Origin of the sequence: Spirosoma endbachense (assembly GCF_010233585.1) — a bacterium.
GTDB lineage: Bacteria > Bacteroidota > Bacteroidia > Cytophagales > Spirosomataceae > Spirosoma > Spirosoma endbachense.
This window is the reverse complement of sequence record NZ_CP045997.1, coordinates 5,670,639-5,696,338: the sequence shown is the minus strand read 5'-3', so window position 1 is coordinate 5,696,338 and position 25,700 is coordinate 5,670,639. Positions and strand designations below refer to the sequence as shown.

Here is a 25,700-nt window from a genome sequence, read left to right as displayed (position 1 = left end):
CGATTTTTACCGTAGTCATCTGCCCTTGTTAGTTGCTAAAACCCAGCGGCCTGGCCGTCTTTTCGGGATTCGGTAGCGCCGTGGTAGACTTTATTTTTCGCGTCGTACATAATGGCCTGATAACCACCATAAGCGCCAAGGCCATAGCCTATTTTGTGGCCCCTACGCATTAGCTCCCGTATGGTTTCGTAAGGATAGCCCGACTCAAGCGTTATTAATCCTGAATCGATCATTTTTTCGCCGGTTGGCTCCGACGAACCCAGGTGATCAATACGGGGCGCATCGCCCGCTTCCTGCGGATTCATACCGAAGTCAATCATGTTCATAACGATCTGAACATGGCCCAACGGTTGAAAACTACCTCCCATGACGCCAAAGCTCATAAAGGGCTCACCATCTTTTGTGACAAAAGCCGGAATGATGGTTTGAAAAGGACGTTTGTGGGGAGCAAAGGTATTATTCTGTCCATCGGTCAGGCTATATAGTTCGCCCCGATCCTGTAGCATGAACCCAAGCCCATCGGGAACCATACCGGACCCAAAACCACGATAATTGCTCTGAATCAGGGAAACCATATTGCCTTCTTCATCAGCAACGGTCAGGTAAATGGTATCACCCTGTTTAAGCGCCGGATTGCCCGCATCGACCCGGCTCGCTGCCCGACTCAGATCGATCAGTTTCCGGCGTTCGGTTGCATAGTTTTTAGAGATCAACTCCTGAACCGGAATCTTGGCAAATGCCGGATCAGCATAGTATTTCGCCCGATCTTCAAACGCCAGCTTTTTGGCCTCTACAAACCGGTGAATATGCTCAGGGCTTCCCCAGGGCGTTTGCGAAAAATCGTACCCTTCCAGAATATTCAGCATTTGTAATGTAGCAATGCCCTGGCTGTTGGGTGGCAATTCCCAGACATCATAACCCCGATAATTTGTGGATACAGGCTCTACCCATTCCGAGGTGTGATCAGCCAGGTCTTTTGCGCTCAGGTAACCACCCATTTTTTTCATGAAGGCATCAATCGTGCGGGCAATGTCTCCTTTATAGAATGCATCGCGGCCACCCGTTGCAATTTTCTCCAGCGTACTGGCCAAAGCCGGATTTTTAAACAACTCACCCCGCTTAGGTGCGGCTCCGTTCGGTGCATAGGTTTCCTTTACGTTTGGGTATTTGCTAAACCGGTTCAGCATGGTTGGCCAGTAAAAAGCGGCTTCGTCATGAACCGGATAGCCTTCGCGGGCATACCGGATGGCATGCGACAGAATCTTAGGCATAGGTGTACGACCGAATCGCTTATGCAGTTCAAACCAGCCATCAACGCAACCAGGCACTGATACGGGCAACGGCCCATCCGACGGAATATGGGTTAGTCCCCGTTTCTGAAACTCTGCCAGCGTAAGGCTATAGGGCGACCGTCCGGATGCATTCAGGCCATACAGTTTTTTGGTTTTAGCATCCCAGACGATAGCAAACAGATCTCCCCCAATTCCGTTCACGTGCGGCTCCACCAGGCCTTCCATGGCATTGGCGGCAATAGCGGCATCAATGGCGTTACCACCCGACCGCAATACGTCAATAGCGGCCTGGGTCGAAAGTGGGTGCGATGTGCAGGCCATTCCGTGGCGGGCCATCACCACCGCACGAGTGGCAAATGTTTTACCGCTCAGTCGATCCTGGGCGTGTACCCATGAAAACAAACTACCTGCCAGAAGCAGGCCAATGGCATGTACTACATGTTTCATAAACTAGAGGCTTGTTGATTTGAGTCACCGCTGAACAGCGATTTGTTGATTTGGCGTCTGTTACCAGGCTTGGCGTTGGGCAGACGCATTAAAGTAACAAAAAATAGCGATTTTTCCGTTTAAAACCATTTTCTGTGGTCTCAATACCTTTCAATTTATGCCAGAATCCGCTCATCATTTTAAGTAATTACTCGCAGATCTGTTCATGCATAAGAGATTGTTAAGTAAATTCAACAATCAACATTTTTCTTAAATTCAAAATATAATTTGTAACTTATTAATAAATAACATAATATATTTTAATAAATACAATAAATGTAATTTAAAATTTTTCTAAACTAGTATTAAATACTCATATTGCGTTTAGTAAGACTAAAAGGCAATCAGGTTTGCCTCAACAGACTATCCGTTATCGCCCCAATAAGCCATCCTCAACATTTTATCATGAACTATTGTGTAGTATATGTCCTCTTGTTAGTCAATTTATGGGCAACCGCAACTGCTCAACAGGTCCGGATTGACACAGAAGCGGGGGCTATCACCATTCTATTGTATCCTGAAAAAGCCCCCGGTACGGTAGCCAACTTTCTACGGTATGTAGATGATAAACGATATGACGGCGCCAAATTCTATCGTGTCGTGCGTTTAGACAATCAGGCGACCAGCCCAGTCAAAATTGAAGTTATTCAGGGTGGCTTACAGACCGATTCAACCCGCATGTTTCCGCCAATTCCGCAGGAAACAACCGCTAAAACTGGCCTAAAACACCTGGATGGAACCCTGTCGATGGCGCGCGGGACACCCGAAAGTGGAGCATCCGAATTTTTTATCTGTATTAACGCCCAGCCTGAGCTTGATTTCGGCGGCAAACGCAATCCTGATGGTCAGGGTTTTGCAGCCTTTGGCCAGGTGATATCCGGTATGGATGTGGTTCGCAAAATCCAGGCGGGCGAAACCGGTCAGCCAGGGCCAACCAACGCGTACTCCAATCCCCTGCAACTACTCCGCAAACCAGTGCTTATCCGCACTATCAAGCGGACACGCTAGTGCACTTCAATGCCTTTTATTCTCTTTTCATACTACCTCAAAAGCAAACTGATCTATGAAAAAACTGTTACCGATTTTTCTGCTACTGCTGGGCATAGGGCTTCGTATACAAGCCCAGACCCGTACGATAACAGGCCGGGTATCATCTCCCGAAAATGAAGATATGCCCGGCGTAAGCATCCTGATAAAAGGCTCAAATACTGGCACCGTTACGACCGCCAACGGAACCTATCAGCTGGCTGTTCCTGCAAAAAGCACGCTCGTTTTTTCATTTATCGGCTACAAAACAATGGATGTCGCTGTGGGTGATCAAACGACGCTTGATGTGAGGCTGGTTGCCGATCTGACCAATCTCGACGAAGTAGTCGTTACGGCTAACGCCATCGTACGGGAGAAAAAAGAATTAGGCTACGCTGTTTCAACCGTGGGCGGTAGTGAACTTGTGAAAGCACGCGATCCAAACCTACTTAATTCACTGGCCGGACGCGTTGCCGGGGTTCGTATTACGCAACAGTCGGGCTCAGTAGGCGGCTCCAGCCGTGTAGTTATTCGTGGAGCGAATTCACTTTCAAGCGCTAGTGAGCCGCTTTTTGTAGTAGATGGCATTCCAATCTCGAACTCCTCATTTAATAACTCCGAAACGGATATTGTTACGGGCGGTGTCGATGTCGGTAACCGGGCCAGCGACCTTAATCCCGATGATATTGAGGCCATGACCGTATTGAAGGGCGCTGCAGCTTCTGCGCTGTATGGCTCCCGTGCACGTAATGGTGTCATTGTTGTAACGACGAAACGCGGCAAAGTCGGGTCAAAAAAAATGAATATTACCCTCAACACATCCTATCGTACTGATAATGTGTTAAAAGTGCCCGACCTTCAGACCGACTATGCGCAGGGTAATCTTGGGGTTTATAATCCTCGACTAGGGAACGGCTGGGGGCCAAAAATTTCATCAATAACGGGACCAGTACTGGATTACAAAGGAGAGCAGGTCCAAAGCCTTACAGCTCACCCACAGAACTGGAAAAATTTCTTCGTGACCGGCAATACCATGATCAACAGCATTGCTATCGATGGAGCCAGTGATCAGGGAGACTACCGGGTGGGCTATACGAACCTGCGCCAGACAGGTACCGTTCCTGGTTCTGAGCTAACCCGGAATACGTTTGCCATTAATGCCGGTCGGAAAATTACGAGCCGACTGTTGTCGCGTGCCTGGCTCAACTACGTGCGCACAACCAGCGATGGGCGCCCCCAGCAAGGGTCAAATACGACCAATATTATTGGCACCATTCTGGCCGGAACACCCGTAACCGTTGACATTAATGAGCTACGGAATAATCTGTTCGCCCCCGCTACCCAGTCTGTACCAGCGGGCTGGACGGGTGATCTGGCACGGGCTATCGACCTGGACGGTATTCAGAACAACCCTTATTTTGTAACAACATTCAATAAATTCTCCAATACCGTCGACCGGGTATATGGTGGCACCAGTCTGAGTTATGATGTTGCTCCCTGGCTTAATCTTACCGGGCGCGTTGGAACTGATTTCTTCACTGAAAATCGCCGTTCGACCACACGCCGTGGTACACGAGGCCGATTAAATGGCCAATTTGATACCAATGACATTTTTGAACGTGAATTACAGACAGACTTACTTGGTACGGTCACACGTCAATTGTCTACTGACTGGACGTTTAAGGGCATTGTTGGCCATCAGTTCAACCAACGAACAATCCGGCGGTCGCGCGTATTGTCGGATGGGTTGAACATTGATCAGCTGTATACATTTGCCAACGCCCAGTCGAACGTAGCCTCAAATTTTTATAGTCGGCGCGAAATTTATGGCCTATATGGCGACTTTAGTTTCGATTATAAGAACTACCTGTTTCTGAACGTAACGGGCCGTAATGACTGGTCATCAACACTGCCCGTCGACAACAATTCGTATTTCTACCCGTCGGCCAGTGCCTCGTTTGTGCTAACCGAAGCATTTCCCAATCTGGGCATTGTTCACAAAGACATTTTGAGTTATGCAAAGCTTCGGGCAAACTATGCAAATGTTGGTTCAGATGAAGACCCTTACCAGTTGGCGTTCACGTATAATCCGCTCACTCAGGCCAGCGATATTTACACCTTCAACATCCTTTATCCGATAGGTGGTGCATCAGCATTTGGAGCTACAAACGTATTACCGCCCACCAACCTGCGACCTCAACAGCAAACCTCCTACGAATTTGGTGCCGAATTGAAGTTTTTTGGTGGTCGGCTGGGGCTGGACATGACTTATTACAAAACCTTCAATTACGACCAGATTATATCGATTGCGGTCCCTCAGTCAACGGGTTACTCAGCCCGGCGATTGAATGTGGGCGAACTATCGAATAAGGGAATTGAAGCGATGCTCACGGTCACTCCCCTCAAAACCCGCTCCGGTTTCCGCTGGGATGCCGCCTTGAATTTTAATCGCAATGTCAATCGGGTCGAATCATTAGCGCCCGGCTTAACAGAGTTTGTCACTACCTCGGGCGATGGCTTCGGCATTTTCGTGGTTGCGAAACCTGGTGAAACATTTAACATTCAGGGAGTTGGCTGGCTTCGTGATCCCAATGGGAACATTGTCATCAATCCCTCAACGGGGCTACGAACACCGGGGCCACGCCGGTTACTTGGATCCATATATCCTGACTGGACCATGGGCATCAGCAATTCGGTATCCTACAAAGGTTTCGATTTTAGTTTCCTGATCGACATTCGCAAAGGTGGGGTCATCAACTCCCAAACGGTGGGTATCGTGCGTAGCGGTGGGCTAGCCGCCGAAACGGCAATTAACAACCGCACACCGTTCATTGATCCGGGAGTGATCAGGAACGCCGATGGATCATACCGACCCAACGACGTTCCGGTAGCCAGCGTACAACAATACTGGAGCCAGTTAGATAACTCCGTAAGTCCGGAAACCAACACCTTCGACGGTTCTTTTACGAAACTCCGTGAGGTACGACTAGCCTACAATTTTCCCAGGGCGCTGGTTGGCAAAACACCTTTCAGCAACATTTCACTAGGGGTCGAAGGGCGTAATTTATGGATCATCCACTCCAATGTGCCTCACATTGACCCCGAAGCTAATGTATTAGGAACCGGGCTTATTGGCGAAGGACTGGAGCGGGGCAGTATTCCCAGCAGCCGGAGTATTGGCGCTAACCTGCGCCTGGCATTCTAAAAAAGACACTTATCAACTATACCATCCTAAATTATTGAGACATGAGAACGTTGATTTACGCCCTACTCCTCACGATAAGCACAACCGCCTGTTTTCGGAATAGTGACATTAACATAGACCCTAATCGCTCAACTTCGGTTGACCCCGCCCTGCTCTTTTCGGGAGCATCAACGCAGTTTTCGCTCCTGCGCGTTGGCGAACTAACCTGGCCCATTGCCCTGATGAACCAGATGTGGGCTTCGGGTGGTCGATGGGGACTGGAGCAGGCCAAATATGATCAGACACGGGTTCGCAGTGCGTGGGGACGTACCTACACCGATGTCCTGAAGAATCTCAATGTGGCCATAGAAGTGGCCCAGAAAGCACAGCCTGTCAATAAAAATGCAGTAGCGCAGTGCAAAATTATGATGGCCTTTGCTTTCGCACAAACATCGTTGCTCTGGGGTGATATTCCGTTTTCGGAGGCAGCTACCGGAACGGTCGATCTTCCTAAATTTGATAAGCAGGTCGATGTTTTGACCGGTAGTATTGCCATGCTTGACGAAGCCATCGGCCTGATTGACCCGAACGCAAAAGGTATTATTGCGCCTAATGACCTCTATTATGGGGGCGATATGACCAAGTGGAGAAAATTCGCCAACTCCCTTAAATTGCGGATTATGTTTTCCATGGTCGATGCCGATCCAACAAAATCAACCGCCATTGGGCAACTGATTACAAGCGGGAATATGATTGCCTCCTCGGCCGACGCCATGCAGTTTAAGTATTATAACCAGCCTGGCCGTCAGAATCCCCGGTTCTCGTTTACAGCCATATTTCGGGGGGGCGTTCAGTCAGACTGGTACTGCTCCAAGGTCGTCTATAATCTACTGGCTTCCCTGAATGATCCCCGCATTCCGTATTTCTATCAGCCAGGACCTGCTGCCGGAGCCAATGAATTTGTTGCGCTCAATTCGGTAGAGACTTATACGGACAAATCGGCTTTGGTAAACATAAATCTATTAAAGCCCGACCTGCCCGAAGTATCGTTTTCGTACTCAGAACAACTCTTGCTCGAAGCGGAGGCCATAGCACGTGGCTTTGTGACTGGCAGTAGCTTCGACATGGCCACTCAGCGTTTTCGGGCGGGGGTGAAAGAATCACTTCTATCCCTGGGGCTACCGACTGCACAGACAGATACCTATGTGGCTGGCTTACCGGCGCTAACGGCCGCCAATTACAAAACGGTACTGGCGCAGCAGCAATATTTAGATTTGTTTATGCGTCCCATCGAAGGCTGGGTTCAGAACCGTCGTTCGGGTACGATCGGCCAGGAGATTCCCGCCATGACAACTCCGGCTGGCGCACCAGTGAGTGGTCTGGTTCGTCGGTTACTCTACCGTAGCGAAGAGATCAACTCGAACCCCAATACACCAACGGGGCTGGCCGTTGACACGCCCCTATGGTTTGATAAGTAGTACCGTTTACTTGTCAGGGAAATACAGAATCCATCTCAGTTGGTAATCCTGACTGGGGTGGATTCTGTATGTAAAGTAAGTTGTATTATTCGCCGGATAGCCGGTTTTTGGGCAAAAAAATGGGTAAAACCGCTAACCTACTGCCTTATCAAAAGACCATCCAGGTTTGATAAATGCTTTCGTAAACGTACAAATTGATGTCTAAACCCACTCTCCTACTCTTCTTCCCGATCTTTTGTTTGCTCACTTTTCTGCCGGGCTTTACCGTTATCAAAACGAATCCTGCTCTGATTCGAAGAGCCGATGTTATTGTCTATGGCGGAACGTCAGCGGCCGTGATCGCGGCCGTTCAGGTCCAGAAAATGGGCAAATCGGTCATTATCGTATCGCCCGATACCCATTTGGGTGGGTTATCGTCGGGCGGCCTGGGCTTTACCGATACGGGCAATAAAGAAGTAATTGGTGGATTATCGCGCGAATTTTACCAACGGCTCTACCAACACTACCAGAAGGCAGACTCCTGGAAATGGCAGAAAAAAGAAGAATACGGGAATAAAGGGCAAGGTACACCTGCCATCGACGGCAACTCCAGAACCATGTGGATTTTTGAACCGCATGCTGCCGAGCAGGTTTTTGAAGACTTTGTTAAAGAATATCACATTCCTATTTACCGCGACGAATGGCTGGACCGATCAAAGACCGGGATTACAAAAAGTGCGGGCGTTGTTCGTTCCTTTCGCACCATGAAGGGGACGGTTTATGAAGGGAAAATGTTTATCGACGCCACCTATGAAGGTGATCTCATGGCAGCTTCGGGCATTAAATACCACGTAGGCCGCGAAGCCAACAGTGTTTATGGTGAAAAATGGAACGGTGTAGAAACCGAAGTTTTCCAACACGGTCATTATTTCAAGGCTAACGTTAGCCCCTATGTGGTGGCAGGCGATCCGAAAAGCGGTCTTTTACCCGAAGTATCGCCCAATCCTCCGGGAGAAAAAGGCGATGGTGACAATAAGATACAGGCGTATTGCTTTCGTATGTGCCTGAGCAATCACCCCGGCAACCGGGTGCCGTTTCCCAAACCAGCGGGTTACAATGCAAATCGCTACGAGCTTTTAGCCCGCGTTTTCGCAACCGGATGGCGCGAAACTTTCGATAAGTTCGACCCGATTCCGAATCGAAAAACCGACACCAATAACCACGGTCCCTTCAGTACCGACTATCTCGGCAAAAACTACGACTACCCCGAAGCCACGTATCAGCGTCGGAAACAAATCATTAAAGATCATGAGCTATACCAGAAAGGGTTAATGTATTTTCTGTCGAACGATCCGCGCGTACCCGATGATGTACAGGCCAAAATGAAGCAATGGGGGCTGGCCAAAGATGAATTTACGGAGAATGGCAACTGGCCACGTCAGCTCTATATTCGGGAAGCCCGACGTATGCTGGGTGAATTTGTGATGACTGAAGAAGATGTGCTGGCGAAAACCAGCGTTCCCGACCCGATCGGAATGGGGTCGTACTCGCTGGATGCGCACAATGCCCAGCGATACGTCAAAAAAGACGGCTATGTGCAGAACGAAGGGGACATTGGCGTTCATCCCGACAAACCGTATTCGATAGCCTATGGCTCTATTTTACCGAAAGAAAATGAGTGCAGAAATGTGCTCGTTCCCGTTTGCGTATCCAGCTCACACATTGCTTTCGGTTCGATTCGGATGGAGCCGGTGTTTATGATTCTGGGACAATCTGCCGCTACAGCCGCGGTACTGGCCATTGACAATAAGGTGTCCCCACAAAAGCTACCCTACGAGAAACTTCAGGCAGCATTGTTAAAAGATAAGCAACGATTGACGTTATAGGTCCCGCTTCCAGGATTTACCTTGTCACGACTATAGCCTTAAACAGCAGTTTGTTTCCATTTGGTCTGCAATAAAAAGCCGTTTGTGGCTGGCCAATCAGGCTTGAAATAATCATCGTGGCTTTTCCTTTCCCGCGCCGGATGAGTGTGGTCAATAGCTTCGTGCGTTACAACTATAAAATTACTCTATTTTCAATTCGCCTGTAGTGACTAAATTTAATATAAAGATTATATATACAGAACCAGAATAGCTTCGATTCTAGATAAACTTGCTGCCTCGCAACCATTTCTAATTATTCAGGGCTATTGTAGTCGATGCAGGAATCTATGTTTATGGTAAGATCGCGATTAACGCTTTTCCAGGCCAGTTTTAACCAACTTACCTAAATGAACTCTCTACGGCTGCAATTTGATCAATTGATGATTGATGTTTATAGAACAAACTTTGACGATGCCGAATCTAAATTAGACGCATTTTCAGAAAAACACTCGACTGCTCTTACAGAAAATGAGCTGGATCAGAAGGTAACTCTTTTAAGAGCAGAAATTTGTGAACATGGCGGTAAACGTCAAGAGGCTTTGAATTTAAACCTGGAGCTATGGAACCGATATTCCATAGTCCACTATAACTATTTGCCTTTAGGGTTAACTATCGTTAAACTCTACTTTTCTTTGGGGCAGGACGAAACAGCAAGTAGGTTTGTCGAAGACAGTCTACTAACTGTTTCTGATAAGGATCTGGAAAATTATGATCCTATCACGCTGGTGAAGCTCTTGGCTGTGTATCTCCCCAAAAGTGGTAACCATCTTGACAAAATTCAGGCCCCAATGGCTTATATTGAAGATAAACTAGAGATCCAATTCGATGAAAATGATCTAGTTCGAGCCCTGGAAGAAGTAGACAATCGAATATATCAGGAAGGCCAGGAGTTGACAAAAATACTAGCATTAGCTGGTGGCGAAACCCCTCAAGCTACTATCAAACATCTGAAAAAATTTATTGAATTGGCTACCTTAAAGCCTTTTCGGCAAGAGGCAATTAATTTTTTAAATTCTTTATAAGTAGGACTTTGCTCAGAGCTGTAGAGCCGTGCCACGGTTTGTTTATTCATAATTAGTAACCGTGGCACGGCTCTACAGCTCTGAGCAAAGTCCTAACAAAAATAGTTACCAGGAACAACACGACATGTAAAGCTCGATTAGCGTCTTTTTATCGAAAGAACCCCGTTAAGCAATCTGGCCAATACCGGGAATGCGATCATTGGCGGCATTGGTCAGATTATTTACTGAAGATTAGTATCCGTCTTAACGGCTCTAAACCAGTAAGCGGGTCAGATCGTCTGAGAAATCGGAGATTACCAGACCTTCGCCTGCTCAACTTCTGGTTTATATAATTTCTGCCCCGGCTTTACGTCAAATGCCCGGTAAAACGGCTCAAAGTTGGTCAGTGGCCCATTGACCCGAAATTTGGCGGGCGAATGAGGGTCCGTCGAAATACCAGCCCGCTCGGTTTCGTCCCGAACCTTAATGCGCCAGACCTGGGCAAAACCCAGAAAGAATCGTTGATCGGGCGTAAAACCGTCGATCTTGTCCGTGCTTTTACCCTGGTCTGTCAGCTTAAATGCCTGGTAAGCCAGTGTAATACCCCCCAGATCAGCCAGATTTTCGCCCAATGTTAGCTGACCGTTCAGGTGTAAATTATCAAGTACGGTGTAGGTGCTATACTGATTGACAACCGTCTGAACTTTTGTTTTAAATCGCTCAGCATCCTGTTTGGTCCACCAGTCACGCAGGTTACCACTGGCATCGTACTGACGACCCTGATCGTCGAAAAGGTGCGTCATTTCGTGGCCGATCACCATTGCGATACCGCCATAATTGATAGCATCGTCGGCATCTTTATCGAAGAAAGGGAATTGCAAAATCCCGGCCGGAAAAACGACTTCGTTGTTGGTTGGATTCGCATACGCGTTTACAGTTGGCGGTGTCATTCCCCATTCGGTTCGATCGACAGGTTGGTTGATTTTAGCAAAATCCTCCTTGTAGGCATGTTTCCGCGCCTGCTGAACATTGCCATAATAATCATCACGTTTTACCTCTACATCTGAATAGTCTTTCCACTTGTCAGGGTAGCCAATTTTCTTCACGAATTTATCCAGCTTCGTGAGGGCCACCTTTTTGGTTTCGGGGGCCATCCAGTCGAGTTTTTCAATGCGCTCCCGATAGACCTTTTGCAGATTGTCGACCAACGTCAACATTCGCTCTTTGGCTTCGGCCGGGAAATACTTTTTGACCCATAATTGCCCTAATGCTTCCCCCAGCGCCCCATCGGTACGGTCGGCAATACGTTTCCAGCGTTCGGGTAATTGAGGCTGACCATAGAGTGTTTTGCTGTTAAAGTCGAAGCTTGCCTGCTCAAACGCCTTGCTGAGCAGGCTGGCATTATGGTCTAACACATCAAAGACAAGGCGATCTTTCAGGAGACTGATAGGGGCAGTCGGCAGGGTTTTGTCCAGCGCCTGATAGTAGCCGGGTTGAGCGACCAAAACCGTGTCAATCCGCTCGAGACTCATTTTGTTAAGCAATGTGCGCCAGTTTAGGTTAGGCATTTGTTTCGTCAGATCCGACACGGCGAATTTGTGATAGTTGGCCACCGGATCGCGCAGTTCAACGGGGGCTTTGTGCGATTTGGCGAGGGCCGTTTCGAATTCAAGAATAGCATCCGCCTTGGTTTTGGCCGATGCCGGATCGACGCCAACCATCGTAAAAAGCTTGCCGATATAAGCCACGAAAGCAGCCCGGACTTTTTTGGTTGCCTCGTCGGTTCGGGTATAATATTCTTTCTCCGGCAACGATAAACCGGCCTGACTAAAATTGATGCGATTGATCGAACTCTGGCGATCATCGGCAGCAACGTATAGCCCGATGAACTGCCCTCCCCGATTGGTTTCGTCGGCGGCAATATAATCCAGAACTTGTTTATAATCGGTTAGGGCCGCAATTTTAGCGAGTTCGGCTTTTACCGGCTCGTAACCAAGTTTATTAATGGTAGCTGTATCCATGCCACTGGCATAGAAATCGCCCACTTTCTGTTCGACGCTGCCCGATTTAGCATCGGCCTTTGCGGCCTCTTCAAGAATTGATCGGGTTTTCTTCTGATTTTCTTCGTAGATCAGGTAGAATGATCCCCAGCCTGTCTGGTCGTCGGGTATTTTCGTTTTCTTTACCCAGGCTCCGTTGGCATAGGTAAAAAAGTCGTTCCCCGGCAAAACCGTTGTATCCATCCCCGATTTATCAAAAAAAGATGTGCGTACCGGCGTTTCATCTTTTTCCTTTTTCTGGCATGCCGTCACTACCAGCATGCACAAGCCAACAGCCAAAACCCGATTCGTTCCTGTCATAACCCGTTTGTCGATTGTTAAATCTGTGATCCAATATGAACGATAAAGGCCAGGATTAAAAAACATACTGAAAACCGGCTGCACTTTGGTAATTATCCGTAAACGAAGTAGTTAAGGCAAACCCATAATCTTTCTGTATCTTCGTCTATTGTTGTGTTCAATTCCTTTACGATCATGAAAAAACTGTTCATTGTCAGTTTGCTCGTGGGAGCCTCTTTCGGCGCCTTTGCTCAGAGCGAACTTAGCTATCACGGCAAAAAAATTACCGAAAAAGGCGCCATTCCGGCTACGGAACTAACGACCAAAATGAACGGCAAAGACAAGATGCCTGCCAAAGTAGAAGGTACGGTCGAGTCGGTCTGCAAAGTGAAAGGCTGTTGGATGAAAGTTAAAACCGGCGATGGACAGTTCATGCGGGTGACGTTCAAAGACTACGGTTTCTTCGTTCCCAAAGACATCGTTGGTAAAACAGTTGTCGTTGCAGGCACCGCCGAAAGCACAACAACGCCCGTTGACGAACTGCGCCATTACGCTGAAGATGCCGGAAAATCGAAGGAGGAAATTGCCAAAATCACCGAACCCGAAAAAGCCCTGACCTTTGTGGCCGATGGCGTTATTGTGAAAAAATAAAGGCGCAATCCAACCTTTTTTCCAGCTCAGGAATCCTTGTATAAAAATACCAGGGATTATGTTCGATTTCACAAAGCAGCTTGCTGGTTTACTCATCGTTGGAGCCGTATTCTTTTCAGCCTGCAATTCATCCGAAACAACGCCGACCGACCGTGTCGCACTTAGTTTGCATCAATCAGCCCGAGTGGGAGCCGACGTTACCGTTCGTGCCGATTCCATTCAGGACAGCCGCTGCCCGAAAGATGTTACCTGCATCTGGGCCGGGCAGGCTAAGGTAAAATTACTGCTTTCGAAAGATAGCGACTCAACGACAGTCCGTTTAACATTAGGCCCCGACCTTAAGGAAGGCTATTCTAAGCGACTGGATTCAACCAATGTTTCGCTTAGCAATGCGACCTACAAGGTCATTCTGCGGGAAGTAAATCCATTCCCAACCTCGTCGAATGCTGACCAACCCCGAACGGCAGTCGTTCAGGTCACCAAATTATAAAAGTTGTTCGGTGTCTTTTTTGTACTTTAAGGGCTGCAACCAATCGTTGCAGCCTTTTTTGTACCCAACCAACAATCTTTTATGAAAAAAGTATACCTGTTGGCAGGTTTGTCCCTGCTGGCCGCTCCTCTGTTTGCCCAACGTACACTTATTCACTGCGGAAATCTCTTCGATGGCGTCGGAAATGCATTACAACCTCAGATGACGGTTGTGGTTGAAGGGAACAAGATTACTGCTGTTCAGAAAGGTTATACGGCTCCAGCCGGAAAAGATGTTGTTCTCGATTTAAAGTCTAAAACCGTACTGCCGGGGCTGATCGATATGCACGTTCACCTCGAAACCCAGACCCGACGGGGTGGCGCTATCGATGGTTTCACCAAAAATGTTCCTGATGTTGCCTACCAGGCATCCAGATATGCCAAAACAACCCTTTTGGCTGGCTTTACAACTGTGCGGGATCTGGGCGGGTCGGGCGTGAATATATCGCTGCGTAACGCCATCAATGCAGGACTGGTAGAAGGCCCCCGCATTTTAACGGTTGGCAAATCCATTGCCACAACCGGTGGCCACGCTGACCCAACAAACGGCTATCGTAAGGATTTAATGGGCGACCCAGGACCGGCAGAGGGCGTTATTAACAGCCCCGAAGATGCCCGAAAAGCGGTTCGTCAACGCTACAAAGATGGATCTGACTTAATAAAAATCACGGCAACGGGTGGTGTGTTGAGTAACGCAAAAGATGGCTCCGGCCCTCAGTTTACGGAAGAAGAAGTGAAAGCCGTTGTCGATGCAGCGAAAGATTATGGCTTTGCCGTAGCCGCCCACGCACACGGTGCTGAAGGGATGAAACGCGCCATCCGAGCGGGTGTACAAACCATTGAGCACGGTACCTATATGGATGACGAAGCGATTGAGCTGTTCAAAAAATATGGCACCTACTATGTTCCAACCATCATTGCAGGTAAGACAGTAGCTGACTCAGCCCGGATGTTCGGTTATTACCCGGCCCTGGTAACTCCCAAAGCGTTGGCCATTGGCCCAAAAATTCAGGCTACGTTTGCCAAGGCGTATAAGGCGGGCGTAAAAATTGCTTTCGGTACTGATGCCGGGGTTTATATCCACGGCTATAACGCCAAAGAATTTGAATACATGGTTGAAGCAGGTATGCCCGCGGTAGAAGCGATCAAATCGGCTCTGATGACCAACGCCAAATTGCTGGGTATGGACGCGCAAATTGGCTCCATCGAAACCGGAAAAATGGCCGATATCATTGCGGTAGGTGAAAATCCGATTCAGAACATCAAAGCCCTGCAAACCGTCCAGTTTGTGATGAAAGACGGGAAGGTATATAAGCAATAAAGGCTTAGTCAGAAGTAAGTTGGGTGAGCATCAGACGCATTTATTGCTCTCCTGATGCTCACCCAGTTTTTATCAACTCATTCACCCGGTTCGCTTCTTCATGCTGAACCCAGTGCGTAGCATTTTCGAGAAACTCGACACGACCATTCGTGCAGAGATCGATGCTCAACTGGGCCATTTCCCGTTTTAGAAATCGATCCTGACAACCCCAGATGAGTAACGTTGGAACAGTAACGTGAATGGTAGGCCGACGTGACATTGGCCTTTGCAATGACGCTCTGTACCAGTTAATCATCGCTTTGGCTGCACCAGGTTGCGACCAGGCTGCTTTATACTGCTGAATTTCCTCCCCGGTGAATGTTCCGGTCCGGCTACTACTTCGCAGGGTTCGTTCCAGGAAATGCCAGTTATCAAACCGAAGTATCTGTTCCGGTAACCAGGGCAATTGAAAGAAGCCGATATACCAGCTTCGTAGCATCTGCCCTAAATCACGACGGGCAAATTTCTTCATCACAACTGGATGTGGAACATTCATGACAACCAGTCGTTCAATCCGTTCCGGATACACGACGGCTGTCCACCAGGCAACGGCGGCTCCCCAATCATGACCGACGAGAATTGCTTTTTGCCGACCTGCTGCCTCAATCAGCCCAATCACATCGGCGGCTAAGGTATCAATAGCATACGAGCCTATATCCGTTGGCTTATCGCTAAGGTTATAGCCCCGTTGGTCAGGTACCCAAACCCGGAAGCCAGCGTCTGCCAGGTCATCTATCTGGTGACGCCATCCATACCAAAACTCCGGAAAGCCATGCAACAGAATCACAAGCGGCCCATCAACTGGTCCCGCCTGAACGACATGCAGTCGTAAACCACCTGTTTCAATAAATGTATGCTCCATTGCACTACATGGGTCAATAGTGTAAAACGGGTAATTAAAGCAACTGAGTTAGCCAATTGCCCTAATTACCCGTATACATAACGACCAAAATCCTACTTAAAACCCAAAATACCGCTCGGCATTTCGGTAACAGATGTCCTGCACGATCTGCCCTATCCAGTCGACGTCATTTGGCAGTTCGCCGTTTTCAACATCGTTGCCAAATATATTGCAGAGAATCCGCCGGAAATATTCGTGACGACTGTAGGATACGAAACTCCGCGAATCGGTCAGCATGCCGACAAAGGCACTCAACAAGCCCATGTTCGACAGGGTATTGATCTGTTTTTCCATACCGTCTTTCTGATCCAGAAACCACCAGCCCGAACCAAACTGCACTTTTCCGCGAACCGAGCCATCATTGAAATTGCCGATCATCGTCGCAATTACTTCGTTATCAGCCGGGTTCAGATTGTAAAGTATTGTTTTAGCCAGTTGATCACGATCATCAAGGCCACCCAGAAAGCGCGACAAAGCAACTGCCTGCGGGAAATCGCCAATGCTATCCCAGCCCGTATCAGGGCCAAGTTCACGCAATCGGCGGATGTTGTTGTTGCGGAGTGCACCCAGGTGAAACTGTTGTGTCCAGCCTTTCTCGTGATCCCACTCGGCAAACTGCACAAGCATAAACGACTTGAATTTGAGGATATTTATCGGGTCAACGGCCGCTCCCCGCAACAGGTGATCGAATATAAGCTGCACCTCCCCTTCTGTATACGGTTCGGCATAGACCGTTTCGAGGCCGTGGTCCGATAACCGGCAGCCCATCTCGTTAAAGTAATCATGCCGCAATTTGAGGGCATCCAGATAATCAGATAGTGTCCGTATTTCCTTGTTCGTTGCGGCAGCGACCTTCTGAACATAAGCCCGGAACACCACCGAATCATCGATGGCCATTGCTTTATCGGGCCGGAACGTTGGTAGAACTTTTACGCCAAAACCATCGCTGGTAATAGCCCGGTGGTGTTCGAGCGAGTCGGTCGGATCGTCCGTTGAACAGACCACACGAACGTCGAAATGCTGGAGCAGGGTGCGCGCCGAGAGGCCCGGCAACTGTTCGTTACAGGTATCATAGACCGAACGGGCCGTAGTCGGGTTAAGCACATCCGTCACACCGAATGGATTTTTAAGTTCCAGATGGGACCAGTGATAAAGCGGATTACGAACGGTATACGGAATCGTTTCAGCCCATTTCTCGAATTTCTCCCAGTCAGTTGCATCGCCCGTACAATAGCGTTCGTTGATCCCGTGCGTGCGCATAGCCCGCCACTTGTAATGATCGCCATAGAGCCAGAGCTGGGTCATGTTCTCAAACTGTTTATCAGCGGCAATCTGATCGGGCGGCAGATGGCAATGGTAATCGATGATCGGCATTGGCCGGGCATAATCGTGATAGAGTCGCCGGGCGGTTTCGGTCTGGAGCAGAAAATCGTCGGACAGAAACGCTGGGGAGAGCAAGAGTGAGTTCATGCGGGTAAAAGCAAAAACCGGGCGGTTTCTCCCGGCTTTCCTGTTATTTTTTTGATGGTACAACGATTTGATCAGGAACGAACTGGCAATTGGGCAATACCTCAACCGGTTGGCTCCAGTCACGAATAATCCAGTCTTTATCCGATTCAGCTATCCATACCTTGCGGGATTTTGTGAATAGCCAGATTACTTTTTCGACACCGAATTTTAGAAGCTGCGTTGTTTTCTGCTCATAATAATCGAACTCCGAATCAACGTGGCTCATATTGGCTTTGGTATCAATTTCAATAGCAACTTTAGGAGGCACCCAGGCGTATTTCGTTTCATCCTGATCAGCCAAAACAGCTAACTCAAAAATAGCCAAGTCACAAGCCCGCCAATCGCCCTTTTTGAATTGAATCCCTAATTCGTTACCTAATATGGCATAGACATCCATGTCGAGGTGGGAAGCGATATGAATAATCAATCGACTGGCCAGTAAACTCTGCAAAATACTCGAACTCATTAGTTGTTCAACAGTTTTCGTTCCGTCCAACACATCCTCATAACCAGCATAATAGACCGGCTTACCGTCCCACATTTCATAGATCAGGGATTTACGCAATTGGGCACGATCGGCACGACGCTGCTTCTGTTCAGGGGTAAGAGGAAATCGGTTCGGTTTGCTGACAGTTTCCATAGTCTACACTAGTTCGTCAATGCAAGATAAACAAATAATTTCGACCAGCGACCAGGGCATATATATCGATTATTGAGTCGACAAACCCACCATCAGCCCGCGTAACTCGGCAAGGCCCCGCAGCCGACCAATAGCCGTGTAACCCGGATTGGTACGTTTTCCTGAGGTCAGGTCGTCGAGCATTCGGTGGCCGTGGTCAGGCCGAAGCGGCATTCGTAAGTCGGTACGCCCTTCGGCCACCCTTCTCTTGTGTTCCGCCAATAATGCCCGCATCACACCCGCCATCGGTACGTCACCCTCAAGGTGGTTGGCTTCCTGAAAGCTCCCATCAGCGCTGCGCTCTGTACTACGAAGATGTATGAAATGAATTTTGGGGCCCAGCCGTTCGACCATTCCTACCAGATCGTTGTCGGACCGGACACCATAGGAACCGGTGCAAAAACAGATGCCATTGGCAGGCGAATTGGCCGCTGCCAGTAGTGCCCGAGCATCGGCTTCGGTGCTGACCACCCTCGGAAGTCCCAGAATCGGATACGGCGGATCGTCGGGATGAATGGCGAGTCGTACGCCAGCCGATTCAGCGACCGGCACAATCTCACGCAGGAACGTATACAGGTTCTGGCGAAGATCGTGGTCACTAATGTCTTTGTAAGCGTCCAGCGCATCGCGAAACCGCTCAACGGTATAGCTTTCTTCGGAGCCAGGCAATCCGGCGATAATGGTTCGGGTCAGGCGTTTGACCTGTGCATCGGTCATTGAATCCAGCTTGGTACGCGCCCGTTGTTTTTGTTCGTCGTTATAGAGGTATTCAGCGCCCGGACGCTGCAGAATGTACAATTCAAAGGCAGCAAACTCGGTCGCATCGAAACGAAGACCCGTCGAGCCATCGGGCATGGGGTAATCGAGGTCGGTTCGGGTCCAGTCGAGCACGGGCATGAAATTATAACAGACCGTGTCGATACCAGCCTCCGCCAGATTACCAATGGATTCCTTGTAGTTTTGGATATACCGAAGGAAATCACCCGATCGAGTCTTAATTCCCTCATGAACGGGTATACTTTCGACCACCGACCAGGTCAGTCCTGTACTTTCGATCAGTGCTTTTCGGCTCCGAATTTCGTCGATCGGCCAGACCTCGCCGTTGGGAATATGATGCAGGGCAGTCACTATCCCGGTAGCACCAGCCTGTCGTACGTCGTTAAGCGATACTGGGTCATTCGGACCGAACCATCGCCAGGTTTGTTCAAGCATTATAGAGTCAGTAAATTGGCAGGTTAATTAGTCAGCAAGTATAACGTGTATAAGTTATTTAGTGACTAATTTTAGGTAAAAAAGCCTGAACCCCTACTTTTCTCACCAAATAGCCACCATTTGTTTTGCAGACGCTCACAAAATCAGGTCGTTTTCGCTGGCGAATAGTTGCCCTTTTATTCCTGGCAACGACCATAAATTACATCGACCGACAGGTACTTTCCTTTACAATGACCGATGAAGTATTCAGGAAGGAAATGCTTGATTTACCCATTGATAAAGAGCTTACGAAGGAGGCTATTGACCGATTTAAAATTCTGTATAGTGACGTTGATGCCGCCTTCAAATTTGCCTATGCGATCGGTTTTCTACTGGTCGGCTGGCTGATTGACCGGATCGGCACCAAACGCGGATTCGCATTAGGTATTATTGTCTGGAGCATTGCGGCTACCTTAACGACATTCGTCCAGAATATGGCCGGGCTTCGCTGGACGCGAGCCATTTTAGGCCTGGGCGAATCAGCCAATTTTCCCTCGGCGGTCAAAACCATATCGGAATGGTTTCCCCGACGCGAACGCTCATTTGCCAACGGTCTGTTCAATGCAGGCACGAATGTCGGAATCATTCTGACAGCCCTCTTCATCCCTTATCTGATTTTACAACTTGGCTGGCGAAGTTCATTTTTTGTGACGGGTTTGCTGGGCTTTGCGTTATCGGTATTGTGGTGGTTTACCTACAGTAAACCCGAACGAAACCCAAAGCTTTCGCCCGTTGAACTGGCTTACATTCGCAGCGACGAGGAAAAACGAGTTCCCGTAAAACCTTCCTGGGGTCAATTACTGGGCTATAAACAAACGTGGGCCTTTGCCGTCGGCAAGTTTATGGCCGACCCGATCTGGTGGTTTTATATGACCTGGCTACCCGATTTTTTCAACTCCAACGACGCTCTCGATCAGAAGCTTGACCTTAAAAGCTTTGGTGTTCCGTTCCTGATTATCTACGTTGTCTCCGATGCAGGGAGCATTTTTTTCGGCTGGCTCAGTACACAATTTATGAGCCTTGGCTGGTCGGCAAACCGCGCCCGAAAAACCACCATGCTGATCTGCGCGTTGTGCGTCGTTCCGATATTTTTTGCTGCCCAAACCAATAGTCTGACCGTAGCTATCGCCCTGATTTCGCTGGCAACAGCCGCACACCAGGGCTGGGCAGCCAATATGTACACGTTTGCATCAGACCTGTTCCCAAGAAATGTCGTTGCGTCGGTAACGGGTATTGGTGGTATGTTCGGAGCGGTGGGAGGCATTCTGCTGGCCTTGCTTTCGGGACGTATTATTACAGCATTTGGATATTTGCCCATGTTTATCGTTGCCAGTTGCGCCTACCTGATTGCGCTGGTACTCATCCATTTAATTTTACCCAAACTTGAACCAGTAAAAGCTGAAGAACTTGAAAAAATTGGCAAGTGGAGCATATTGAGTACAAAATAAATACTACGCTATTTTTCACAGGATGCCAGTAACTTGCATTTTCTTTTAACTCCCTGTTACCATACATGAAAGTCATCACTTTCGGCGAAGTTATGCTCCGGCTCAGTCCACCGGGTGTTGAGCGTTTTGTACAAACAGATTCGTTGACCATGCACTTTGGTGGCACCGAAGCCAACGTAGCCGTCTCATTAGCCCAATTAGGCCTCGAAACGGCCCATGTTACCCGCTTCCCTGACCACGCTCTTGGGCGATCGGCAACCGGCTATCTGCGACGCTATGGCGTTGGTACGCAGCACGTTCGTTATGGCGATGGCCGCCTGGGTTTGTATTTTCTCGAAACCGGTGCCGGGAGCCGGGCCAGTCAGATTGTCTATGACCGGGTCGACTCCGCCTTCTCGCGCATTACCTCAACTGAGATTGATTGGGAGTCCATACTGACCGGTGCCGACTGGTTCCACTGGACGGGTATTACGCCTGCACTCTCACAGGGAGCTGCTGATAGCCTGTTAGCGGGCATACAGACCGCCAATCGGCTGGGGGTTCCGGTTTCAGGCGATATCGTCTACCGCAGTAACCTTTGGCAGTATGGTCGAAGCCCTCAGGAGATCATGCCCGCATTAACGGAAGGCTGTACGCTGATTTTAGGCAACAAATCGCTCTTTTCGGAACTTTACGGGGTTGTCGGCAGTACTTTTATTGAAGCAGGACGGGCTATGATGCGCCGGTTTCCAACGATTAAATATGTAACGGACACCAAACGCAATTCGTTGAGCGCATCACACAACCAGCTATCGGCTAAGTTGTATGATGGCAGCACCGTTCATAAGTCAAGAGTGTATGATATACAGCCTATTGTGGATCGAATCGGCACTGGCGATGCCTATATGGCCGGACTAATTTATGGCCTGCTAACCTTCAATGACCCGCAACGAGCGGTTGAATTTGGGTCAGCAGCGTCAGCTTTGAAACATACGATTCCTGGCGATGTCAACCTGGCTACCGTAACCGAAATCGAAACACTGGAGGCCGGTGATAGTTCTGGAAAATTGAGACGATAAAATAGGTGTGCAGCTTACAGTAGTCTACTGCACACTATAAACTAAAAAATAATGGCCCGTATTTCCCGATTGGCACTTTATCAGACCATACGCCAGGTGCCCCTTGTCCCCGTTTTTTATCACCCCGACGATGAAATTTGTCTTGGTGTCGTGTCGGCCTGCTACAAAGCGGGCGTTCGGGCATTTGAGTTTACGAACCGGGGTGATTTTGCGCATGAGCGATTTGCCAACCTCAGCCGAGTGTGTTCACGAGAGTTTCCGGGTCTGGCACTTGGTGCCGGTACTGTTCTGGATGCACCAACCGCTGGCCTTTACCTTCAGCTCGGAGCCGATTTTATTGTCGGTCCGACATTCAGTGAGGAAATTGCCCGCCTGTGTAATCGCCGAAAGGTAGCTTATATGCCCGGCTGTGCCACACTGACTGAAATCACAACCGCTCACGAGTGGGGTGTCGAGATTGTGAAGGTGTTTCCGGGCGAAGTGCTGGGGCCAAACTTTATCCGGAGCCTGAGCGGACCACTTCCCTTTGCCACGGCTATGGTAACCGGGGGCGTTGAACCAAACCAGGAAAGTTTGTCCAAATGGTTTGGTGCAGGCGCGGTAGCTGTGGGCATGGGCTCTCAGCTATTTCCTAAAGATGTACTCGCAAATCGTGCATTTGATAAAATAGAAGCTACAGTTAGCGATGTAGTGCGTATTATTGCCGGATTATGAAGAATCAACTATCCATTTTCATTTTTACGCAATAGTAAACGAATACTTAGATGACTGCAGAGCAGACTGCCACCCACCCAACTATGTCTAAACTTACCCGCTCTACACATCCCGCACCTGTTTTCCCCGAAAAGGTATTGCAGTTCGGTACAGGCGTCCTGCTGCGTGGCCTGCCCGATTATCTGGTGCAGAAAGCCAACGCCGAAGGCCGATTCAACGGATCGATTGTAGTCGTTAAATCAACTGACAGTCAGACCAATGAATTTTCAGATCAGGATAATTTATATACTGTAGCTGTTCGGGGAATTCAGCAGGGCGAAAACGTATCGGAAACAAAGGTTGTTTCAGCGATTAGCCGTGTCCTGGCTGCCCAGACTCAATGGAATGAGATTCTGAAACTGGCCAGAAATCCAAAACTGCAGATCATCATTTCCAACACAACCGAAGTTGGCTTGAATTATACGGAAGAAAGTATTTTTCAGCATCCACCCCAGTCATTTCCGGCAAAACTGACGGCGTTTCTGTATGAGCGTTTCCGGAGCGTTGGCGGCTCGAAGGCCAAAGGTATGGTGGTAATTCCAACCGAACTTGTCACCGACAATGGGCTTAAACTTCGCGACGCCGTCGAGAAACTGGCAAAATTCAATGAACTGGGCAAGCTGTTCACGAAATGGCTTAAATTCCACGTTCGCTTCTGCAATTCGCTGGTTGACCGGATTGTCACGCGTCCAACTGATGAAGCCAAACAGGCACTCCAACAGGAGCTTGGCTATGAAGATGAGCTGCTGACATTTACGGAACCGTATCACCTCTGGGCTATTGAGGGCGATGACCGTGTTCGGGAAACACTCAGCTTTGCCGACAGCAGCACACCACAAGTCATCATTGACGAGGACATCAATTTTTATAAGGAGCGCAAGCTTCGGGTGCTGAACGGAACGCACACGCTCACCATGCCGCTGGGTTATCTGCTCGGCCTGGAAACCGTAGCCGATGAGATGAAGCACCCGGCCATGAGCAAATTTATTGAGTCGCTGATGCTCAACGAAATTGTGCCGACGGTACCTGACTACGGCGTTCCGGGCATGGACAAGGCCGAAGTTAAACAGTTTGCCCTTGATGTGCTGGACCGATTCCGGAATCCTTATCTGGATCACCTCCTGCTCAATATTTCGCTTCAGGAAACGGCCAAAATGCAGGCTCGCAACGTAGCAACTATTCAGCGCTATTACGAGCAGTTCAAGACCGTTCCGAAACTTACCGCCCTGGGTTTTGCCGCCTATCTGCTCTTTATGAAAGCAATTCGTCAGGAAGAAGGCCAGTTCTTTGGCGAAATTTCCGTAGGTGGCGGTATACTCACCTATCCCATCCGCGATGAACGGGCTGGCTATTTTTACGGTGACTGGAAGACAGTTAAGGAAAAAGACGCTGCCACCGTTTTTGCATTCGTAAAAAGCGTCCTGTCCGATAAAACGCTCTGGCAAACAGATCTCACAGAGCTACCAGGCTTCACCGAAGCAGTAGCTGATTACCTCAATGCACTCCTGAAATCTGGAGCCGAGGCCGTGCTTACAAAAGCTGTATCATAAGACAAGATCGGTCTGTCGGTGTGTCAATACTATCTCATAAGGAGAAAAAAGTATTGTCATACCGACAGACCGATCTCCTTATTTGTTGGCAATCATCGTCAATAGTAATTCGGGCTCGTTGGTGGTAATGAATTCAACCTGCCGTTCCAGAAACCACGCTAACGACTCCTTATCGTTTACGGTCCAGACATTAACCGTTAGCTTACGCTGCTTCGCGTCGTTAATCCATGCTTCATTCTTTCTGAGTACATTAAAGTGGTAATCCAGGCCATACAGCTGATCGGCAGCCAGTTGTTCCGGTGATTTATCCCCATTCAGATAAGCAACTTTAGCATCAGGATTTAACGCTTTTACTTTTTTGCAGACGTCATAGTCAAACGCGATATAATCGACCCAAGCCTGGGCTTTCATCCGGTGGACTAATTTCACGACGCGTTCTGTCAGCGCCATTGACCGCTCTTTGCCCATCGTCGACGTTTTAATCTCCAGAATTAACCGGGTATGGGTTTGCTTCATGCCCTCAGTCAGGTAGGCTTCTAAAGTCGGAAACGATTCGCCATTACTAAGTTTGAGTTTAGCCAATTCAGCTGCCGTCGTTTTTTCGATGGCCAATCCCTGAATAGCGGCATCATGGTTAACAACCAATACCGAGTCGGCCGACATATGCACGTCGAATTCGCTACCCATGCACCCCAGTTTGACCGCATTCTGTAAGGAAGTGATTGAGTTTTCACTCGTTCCTGACTGTTTCCACGCGCCCCGGTGCGCTATTACCTGATTCCGAATAAACTCGTCTTTCACGATCCGAAACGTATCACGTACGCTGCCGCTGGCCATCTGCCCTTCTACGATCAGATCGTACCAGGGTTGTGATGCTTTTGCTGCGGTGGGCTGGATCGATAATTGGTTCGCTTTGTCCAACGAAAACAACGAAGCATTCGGCCCGCGAAGTTTAAATCGGCTTCCTGTTCCTGTTACACGAAGCGTACCAATGGCCGTCTTTCCGGGCGAATAGGTATAATTGGAGAGCGATAAAATGGGTTGAGCAGTAGTAGATAAATACCCCAGACAGGTCGTAAAAAGACAGGTGAGTGTAAGAATGCGGAATTTGACCATAACGTGGTTCTGATTAATGAACATTCAGGAAAAGAGCGGAAATATAGTCTCCTTACTCAAGGCGCCAATGAGCGGTCATAAGTGGTTACCGAAAATTTACCGAATTCACGAACTTTAGAAGCTATAAATCAAGGGCATAGTAGTGATAAAACCTGTGTTTATCATTTTGTTAAGAATAGAACCGTA

At 48.7% G+C, this 25,700-nt stretch carries 19 protein-coding genes; 12 read left to right on the top strand and 7 right to left on the bottom strand.

The features are described 5' to 3' along the window. Window positions 1-35 precede the first annotated feature (35 nt). Entirely contained in the window at window positions 36-1,739 is a 1,704-nt protein-coding gene (ggt, locus tag GJR95_RS22925; protein ID WP_174260219.1) for a gamma-glutamyltransferase, read from the bottom strand. 444 nt (window positions 1,740-2,183) lie between these two features. Between ggt and GJR95_RS22920 the strand changes: the two genes are divergently transcribed. The 5 genes from GJR95_RS22920 to GJR95_RS22900 all read left to right on the top strand — a co-directional run bounded on the left by GJR95_RS22920 (window position 2,184) and on the right by GJR95_RS22900 (window position 10,392). After that, complete coding sequence (locus tag GJR95_RS22920) at window positions 2,184-2,786, top strand: peptidylprolyl isomerase (RefSeq protein ID WP_162388077.1); 603 nt, start codon at window positions 2,184-2,186, stop codon at window positions 2,784-2,786. Between the two features lie 55 nt (window positions 2,787-2,841). Next, entirely contained in the window at window positions 2,842-6,009 is a 3,168-nt protein-coding gene (locus GJR95_RS22915; protein WP_162388076.1) for a SusC/RagA family TonB-linked outer membrane protein, read from the top strand. Window positions 6,010-6,050: 41 nt separating this feature from the next. Next, on the top strand, window positions 6,051-7,466 hold the full coding sequence (locus GJR95_RS22910; RefSeq protein ID WP_162388075.1) for a SusD/RagB family nutrient-binding outer membrane lipoprotein: 1,416 nt from the start codon (window positions 6,051-6,053) through the stop codon (window positions 7,464-7,466). A gap of 197 nt (window positions 7,467-7,663) precedes the next feature. Next, complete coding sequence (locus GJR95_RS22905; RefSeq protein ID WP_162388074.1) at window positions 7,664-9,331, top strand: FAD-dependent oxidoreductase; 1,668 nt, start codon at window positions 7,664-7,666, stop codon at window positions 9,329-9,331. Window positions 9,332-9,717: 386 nt separating this feature from the next. After that, window positions 9,718-10,392 (top strand): hypothetical protein, encoded by a 675-nt coding sequence (locus GJR95_RS22900; protein WP_162388073.1) that lies wholly within the window; start codon window positions 9,718-9,720, stop codon window positions 10,390-10,392. A gap of 293 nt (window positions 10,393-10,685) precedes the next feature. Here GJR95_RS22900 and GJR95_RS22895 read toward each other — a convergent pair whose 3' ends face one another. Further along, window positions 10,686-12,731 carry a M13 family metallopeptidase gene (locus GJR95_RS22895; RefSeq protein ID WP_162388072.1) on the bottom strand — a complete coding sequence of 682 codons (2,046 nt, stop codon included), beginning with the start codon at window positions 12,729-12,731 and terminating at the stop codon, window positions 10,686-10,688. A gap of 174 nt (window positions 12,732-12,905) precedes the next feature. Here GJR95_RS22895 and GJR95_RS22890 point away from each other — a divergent pair, with 174 nt between their 5' ends. The 3 genes from GJR95_RS22890 to GJR95_RS22880 all read left to right on the top strand — a co-directional run bounded on the left by GJR95_RS22890 (window position 12,906) and on the right by GJR95_RS22880 (window position 15,210). Further along, a complete protein-coding gene (locus tag GJR95_RS22890) occupies window positions 12,906-13,361 on the top strand; it encodes a DUF4920 domain-containing protein (RefSeq protein ID WP_162388071.1) in 456 nt (151 codons plus the stop codon). A gap of 58 nt (window positions 13,362-13,419) precedes the next feature. Beyond that, entirely contained in the window at window positions 13,420-13,851 is a 432-nt protein-coding gene (locus GJR95_RS22885; protein WP_162388070.1) for a hypothetical protein, read from the top strand. Between the two features lie 81 nt (window positions 13,852-13,932). Then, window positions 13,933-15,210: an amidohydrolase family protein gene (locus GJR95_RS22880; protein WP_162388069.1), complete on the top strand. Its 1,278-nt coding sequence runs from the start codon at window positions 13,933-13,935 to the stop codon at window positions 15,208-15,210. A 58-nt stretch (window positions 15,211-15,268) separates the two neighbouring features. On the opposite strand, the gene GJR95_RS22875 is transcribed toward GJR95_RS22880, so the two are convergent. The 4 genes from GJR95_RS22875 to uxuA form a co-directional block, all read right to left on the bottom strand. Further along, window positions 15,269-16,111 (bottom strand): alpha/beta fold hydrolase, encoded by an 843-nt coding sequence (locus tag GJR95_RS22875; protein WP_162388068.1) that lies wholly within the window; start codon window positions 16,109-16,111, stop codon window positions 15,269-15,271. A 96-nt stretch (window positions 16,112-16,207) separates the two neighbouring features. After that, window positions 16,208-17,620 (bottom strand): glucuronate isomerase, encoded by a 1,413-nt coding sequence (uxaC, locus tag GJR95_RS22870; RefSeq protein ID WP_162388067.1) that lies wholly within the window; start codon window positions 17,618-17,620, stop codon window positions 16,208-16,210. A gap of 43 nt (window positions 17,621-17,663) precedes the next feature. Then, window positions 17,664-18,299 carry a hypothetical protein gene (locus tag GJR95_RS22865; RefSeq protein WP_162388066.1) on the bottom strand — a complete coding sequence of 212 codons (636 nt, stop codon included), beginning with the start codon at window positions 18,297-18,299 and terminating at the stop codon, window positions 17,664-17,666. 69 nt (window positions 18,300-18,368) lie between these two features. Continuing rightward, window positions 18,369-19,550 carry a mannonate dehydratase gene (gene uxuA / locus GJR95_RS22860; protein ID WP_162388065.1) on the bottom strand — a complete coding sequence of 394 codons (1,182 nt, stop codon included), beginning with the start codon at window positions 19,548-19,550 and terminating at the stop codon, window positions 18,369-18,371. Between the two features lie 125 nt (window positions 19,551-19,675). Here uxuA and GJR95_RS22855 point away from each other — a divergent pair, with 125 nt between their 5' ends. From GJR95_RS22855 to GJR95_RS22840, 4 genes are all read left to right on the top strand, one after another. Further along, a complete protein-coding gene (locus GJR95_RS22855) occupies window positions 19,676-21,037 on the top strand; it encodes an MFS transporter (RefSeq protein WP_162388064.1) in 1,362 nt (453 codons plus the stop codon). Between the two features lie 65 nt (window positions 21,038-21,102). Beyond that, complete coding sequence (locus tag GJR95_RS22850; protein ID WP_162388063.1) at window positions 21,103-22,095, top strand: sugar kinase; 993 nt, start codon at window positions 21,103-21,105, stop codon at window positions 22,093-22,095. Between the two features lie 51 nt (window positions 22,096-22,146). Continuing rightward, a complete protein-coding gene (locus GJR95_RS22845) occupies window positions 22,147-22,809 on the top strand; it encodes a bifunctional 4-hydroxy-2-oxoglutarate aldolase/2-dehydro-3-deoxy-phosphogluconate aldolase (protein WP_167215195.1) in 663 nt (220 codons plus the stop codon). An 83-nt stretch (window positions 22,810-22,892) separates the two neighbouring features. Continuing rightward, complete coding sequence (locus GJR95_RS22840) at window positions 22,893-24,398, top strand: tagaturonate reductase (protein WP_162388062.1); 1,506 nt, start codon at window positions 22,893-22,895, stop codon at window positions 24,396-24,398. Window positions 24,399-24,476: 78 nt separating this feature from the next. Here GJR95_RS22840 and GJR95_RS22835 read toward each other — a convergent pair whose 3' ends face one another. After that, a complete protein-coding gene (locus GJR95_RS22835; protein WP_162388061.1) occupies window positions 24,477-25,514 on the bottom strand; it encodes a glycerophosphodiester phosphodiesterase in 1,038 nt (345 codons plus the stop codon). Window positions 25,515-25,700: the final 186 nt, after the last annotated feature.

What these genes read in the sequence shown, in the direction of transcription:
- ggt (WP_174260219.1), bottom strand. Translation starts at nt 1,739, where the DNA reads ATGAAACATGTAGTACATGCCATTGGCCTGCTTCTGGCAGGTAGTTTG.
- GJR95_RS22920 (WP_162388077.1), top strand. Translation starts at nt 2,184, where the DNA reads ATGAACTATTGTGTAGTATATGTCCTCTTGTTAGTCAATTTATGGGCA.
- GJR95_RS22915 (WP_162388076.1), top strand. Translation starts at nt 2,842, where the DNA reads ATGAAAAAACTGTTACCGATTTTTCTGCTACTGCTGGGCATAGGGCTT.
- GJR95_RS22910 (WP_162388075.1), top strand. Translation starts at nt 6,051, where the DNA reads ATGAGAACGTTGATTTACGCCCTACTCCTCACGATAAGCACAACCGCC.
- GJR95_RS22905 (WP_162388074.1), top strand. Translation starts at nt 7,664, where the DNA reads ATGTCTAAACCCACTCTCCTACTCTTCTTCCCGATCTTTTGTTTGCTC.
- GJR95_RS22900 (WP_162388073.1), top strand. Translation starts at nt 9,718, where the DNA reads ATGAACTCTCTACGGCTGCAATTTGATCAATTGATGATTGATGTTTAT.
- GJR95_RS22895 (WP_162388072.1), bottom strand. Translation starts at nt 12,731, where the DNA reads ATGACAGGAACGAATCGGGTTTTGGCTGTTGGCTTGTGCATGCTGGTA.
- GJR95_RS22890 (WP_162388071.1), top strand. Translation starts at nt 12,906, where the DNA reads ATGAAAAAACTGTTCATTGTCAGTTTGCTCGTGGGAGCCTCTTTCGGC.
- GJR95_RS22885 (WP_162388070.1), top strand. Translation starts at nt 13,420, where the DNA reads ATGTTCGATTTCACAAAGCAGCTTGCTGGTTTACTCATCGTTGGAGCC.
- GJR95_RS22880 (WP_162388069.1), top strand. Translation starts at nt 13,933, where the DNA reads ATGAAAAAAGTATACCTGTTGGCAGGTTTGTCCCTGCTGGCCGCTCCT.
- GJR95_RS22875 (WP_162388068.1), bottom strand. Translation starts at nt 16,111, where the DNA reads ATGGAGCATACATTTATTGAAACAGGTGGTTTACGACTGCATGTCGTT.
- uxaC (WP_162388067.1), bottom strand. Translation starts at nt 17,620, where the DNA reads ATGAACTCACTCTTGCTCTCCCCAGCGTTTCTGTCCGACGATTTTCTG.
- GJR95_RS22865 (WP_162388066.1), bottom strand. Translation starts at nt 18,299, where the DNA reads ATGGAAACTGTCAGCAAACCGAACCGATTTCCTCTTACCCCTGAACAG.
- uxuA (WP_162388065.1), bottom strand. Translation starts at nt 19,550, where the DNA reads ATGCTTGAACAAACCTGGCGATGGTTCGGTCCGAATGACCCAGTATCG.
- GJR95_RS22850 (WP_162388063.1), top strand. Translation starts at nt 21,103, where the DNA reads ATGAAAGTCATCACTTTCGGCGAAGTTATGCTCCGGCTCAGTCCACCG.
- GJR95_RS22845 (WP_167215195.1), top strand. Translation starts at nt 22,147, where the DNA reads ATGGCCCGTATTTCCCGATTGGCACTTTATCAGACCATACGCCAGGTG.
- GJR95_RS22840 (WP_162388062.1), top strand. Translation starts at nt 22,893, where the DNA reads ATGTCTAAACTTACCCGCTCTACACATCCCGCACCTGTTTTCCCCGAA.
- GJR95_RS22835 (WP_162388061.1), bottom strand. Translation starts at nt 25,514, where the DNA reads ATGGTCAAATTCCGCATTCTTACACTCACCTGTCTTTTTACGACCTGT.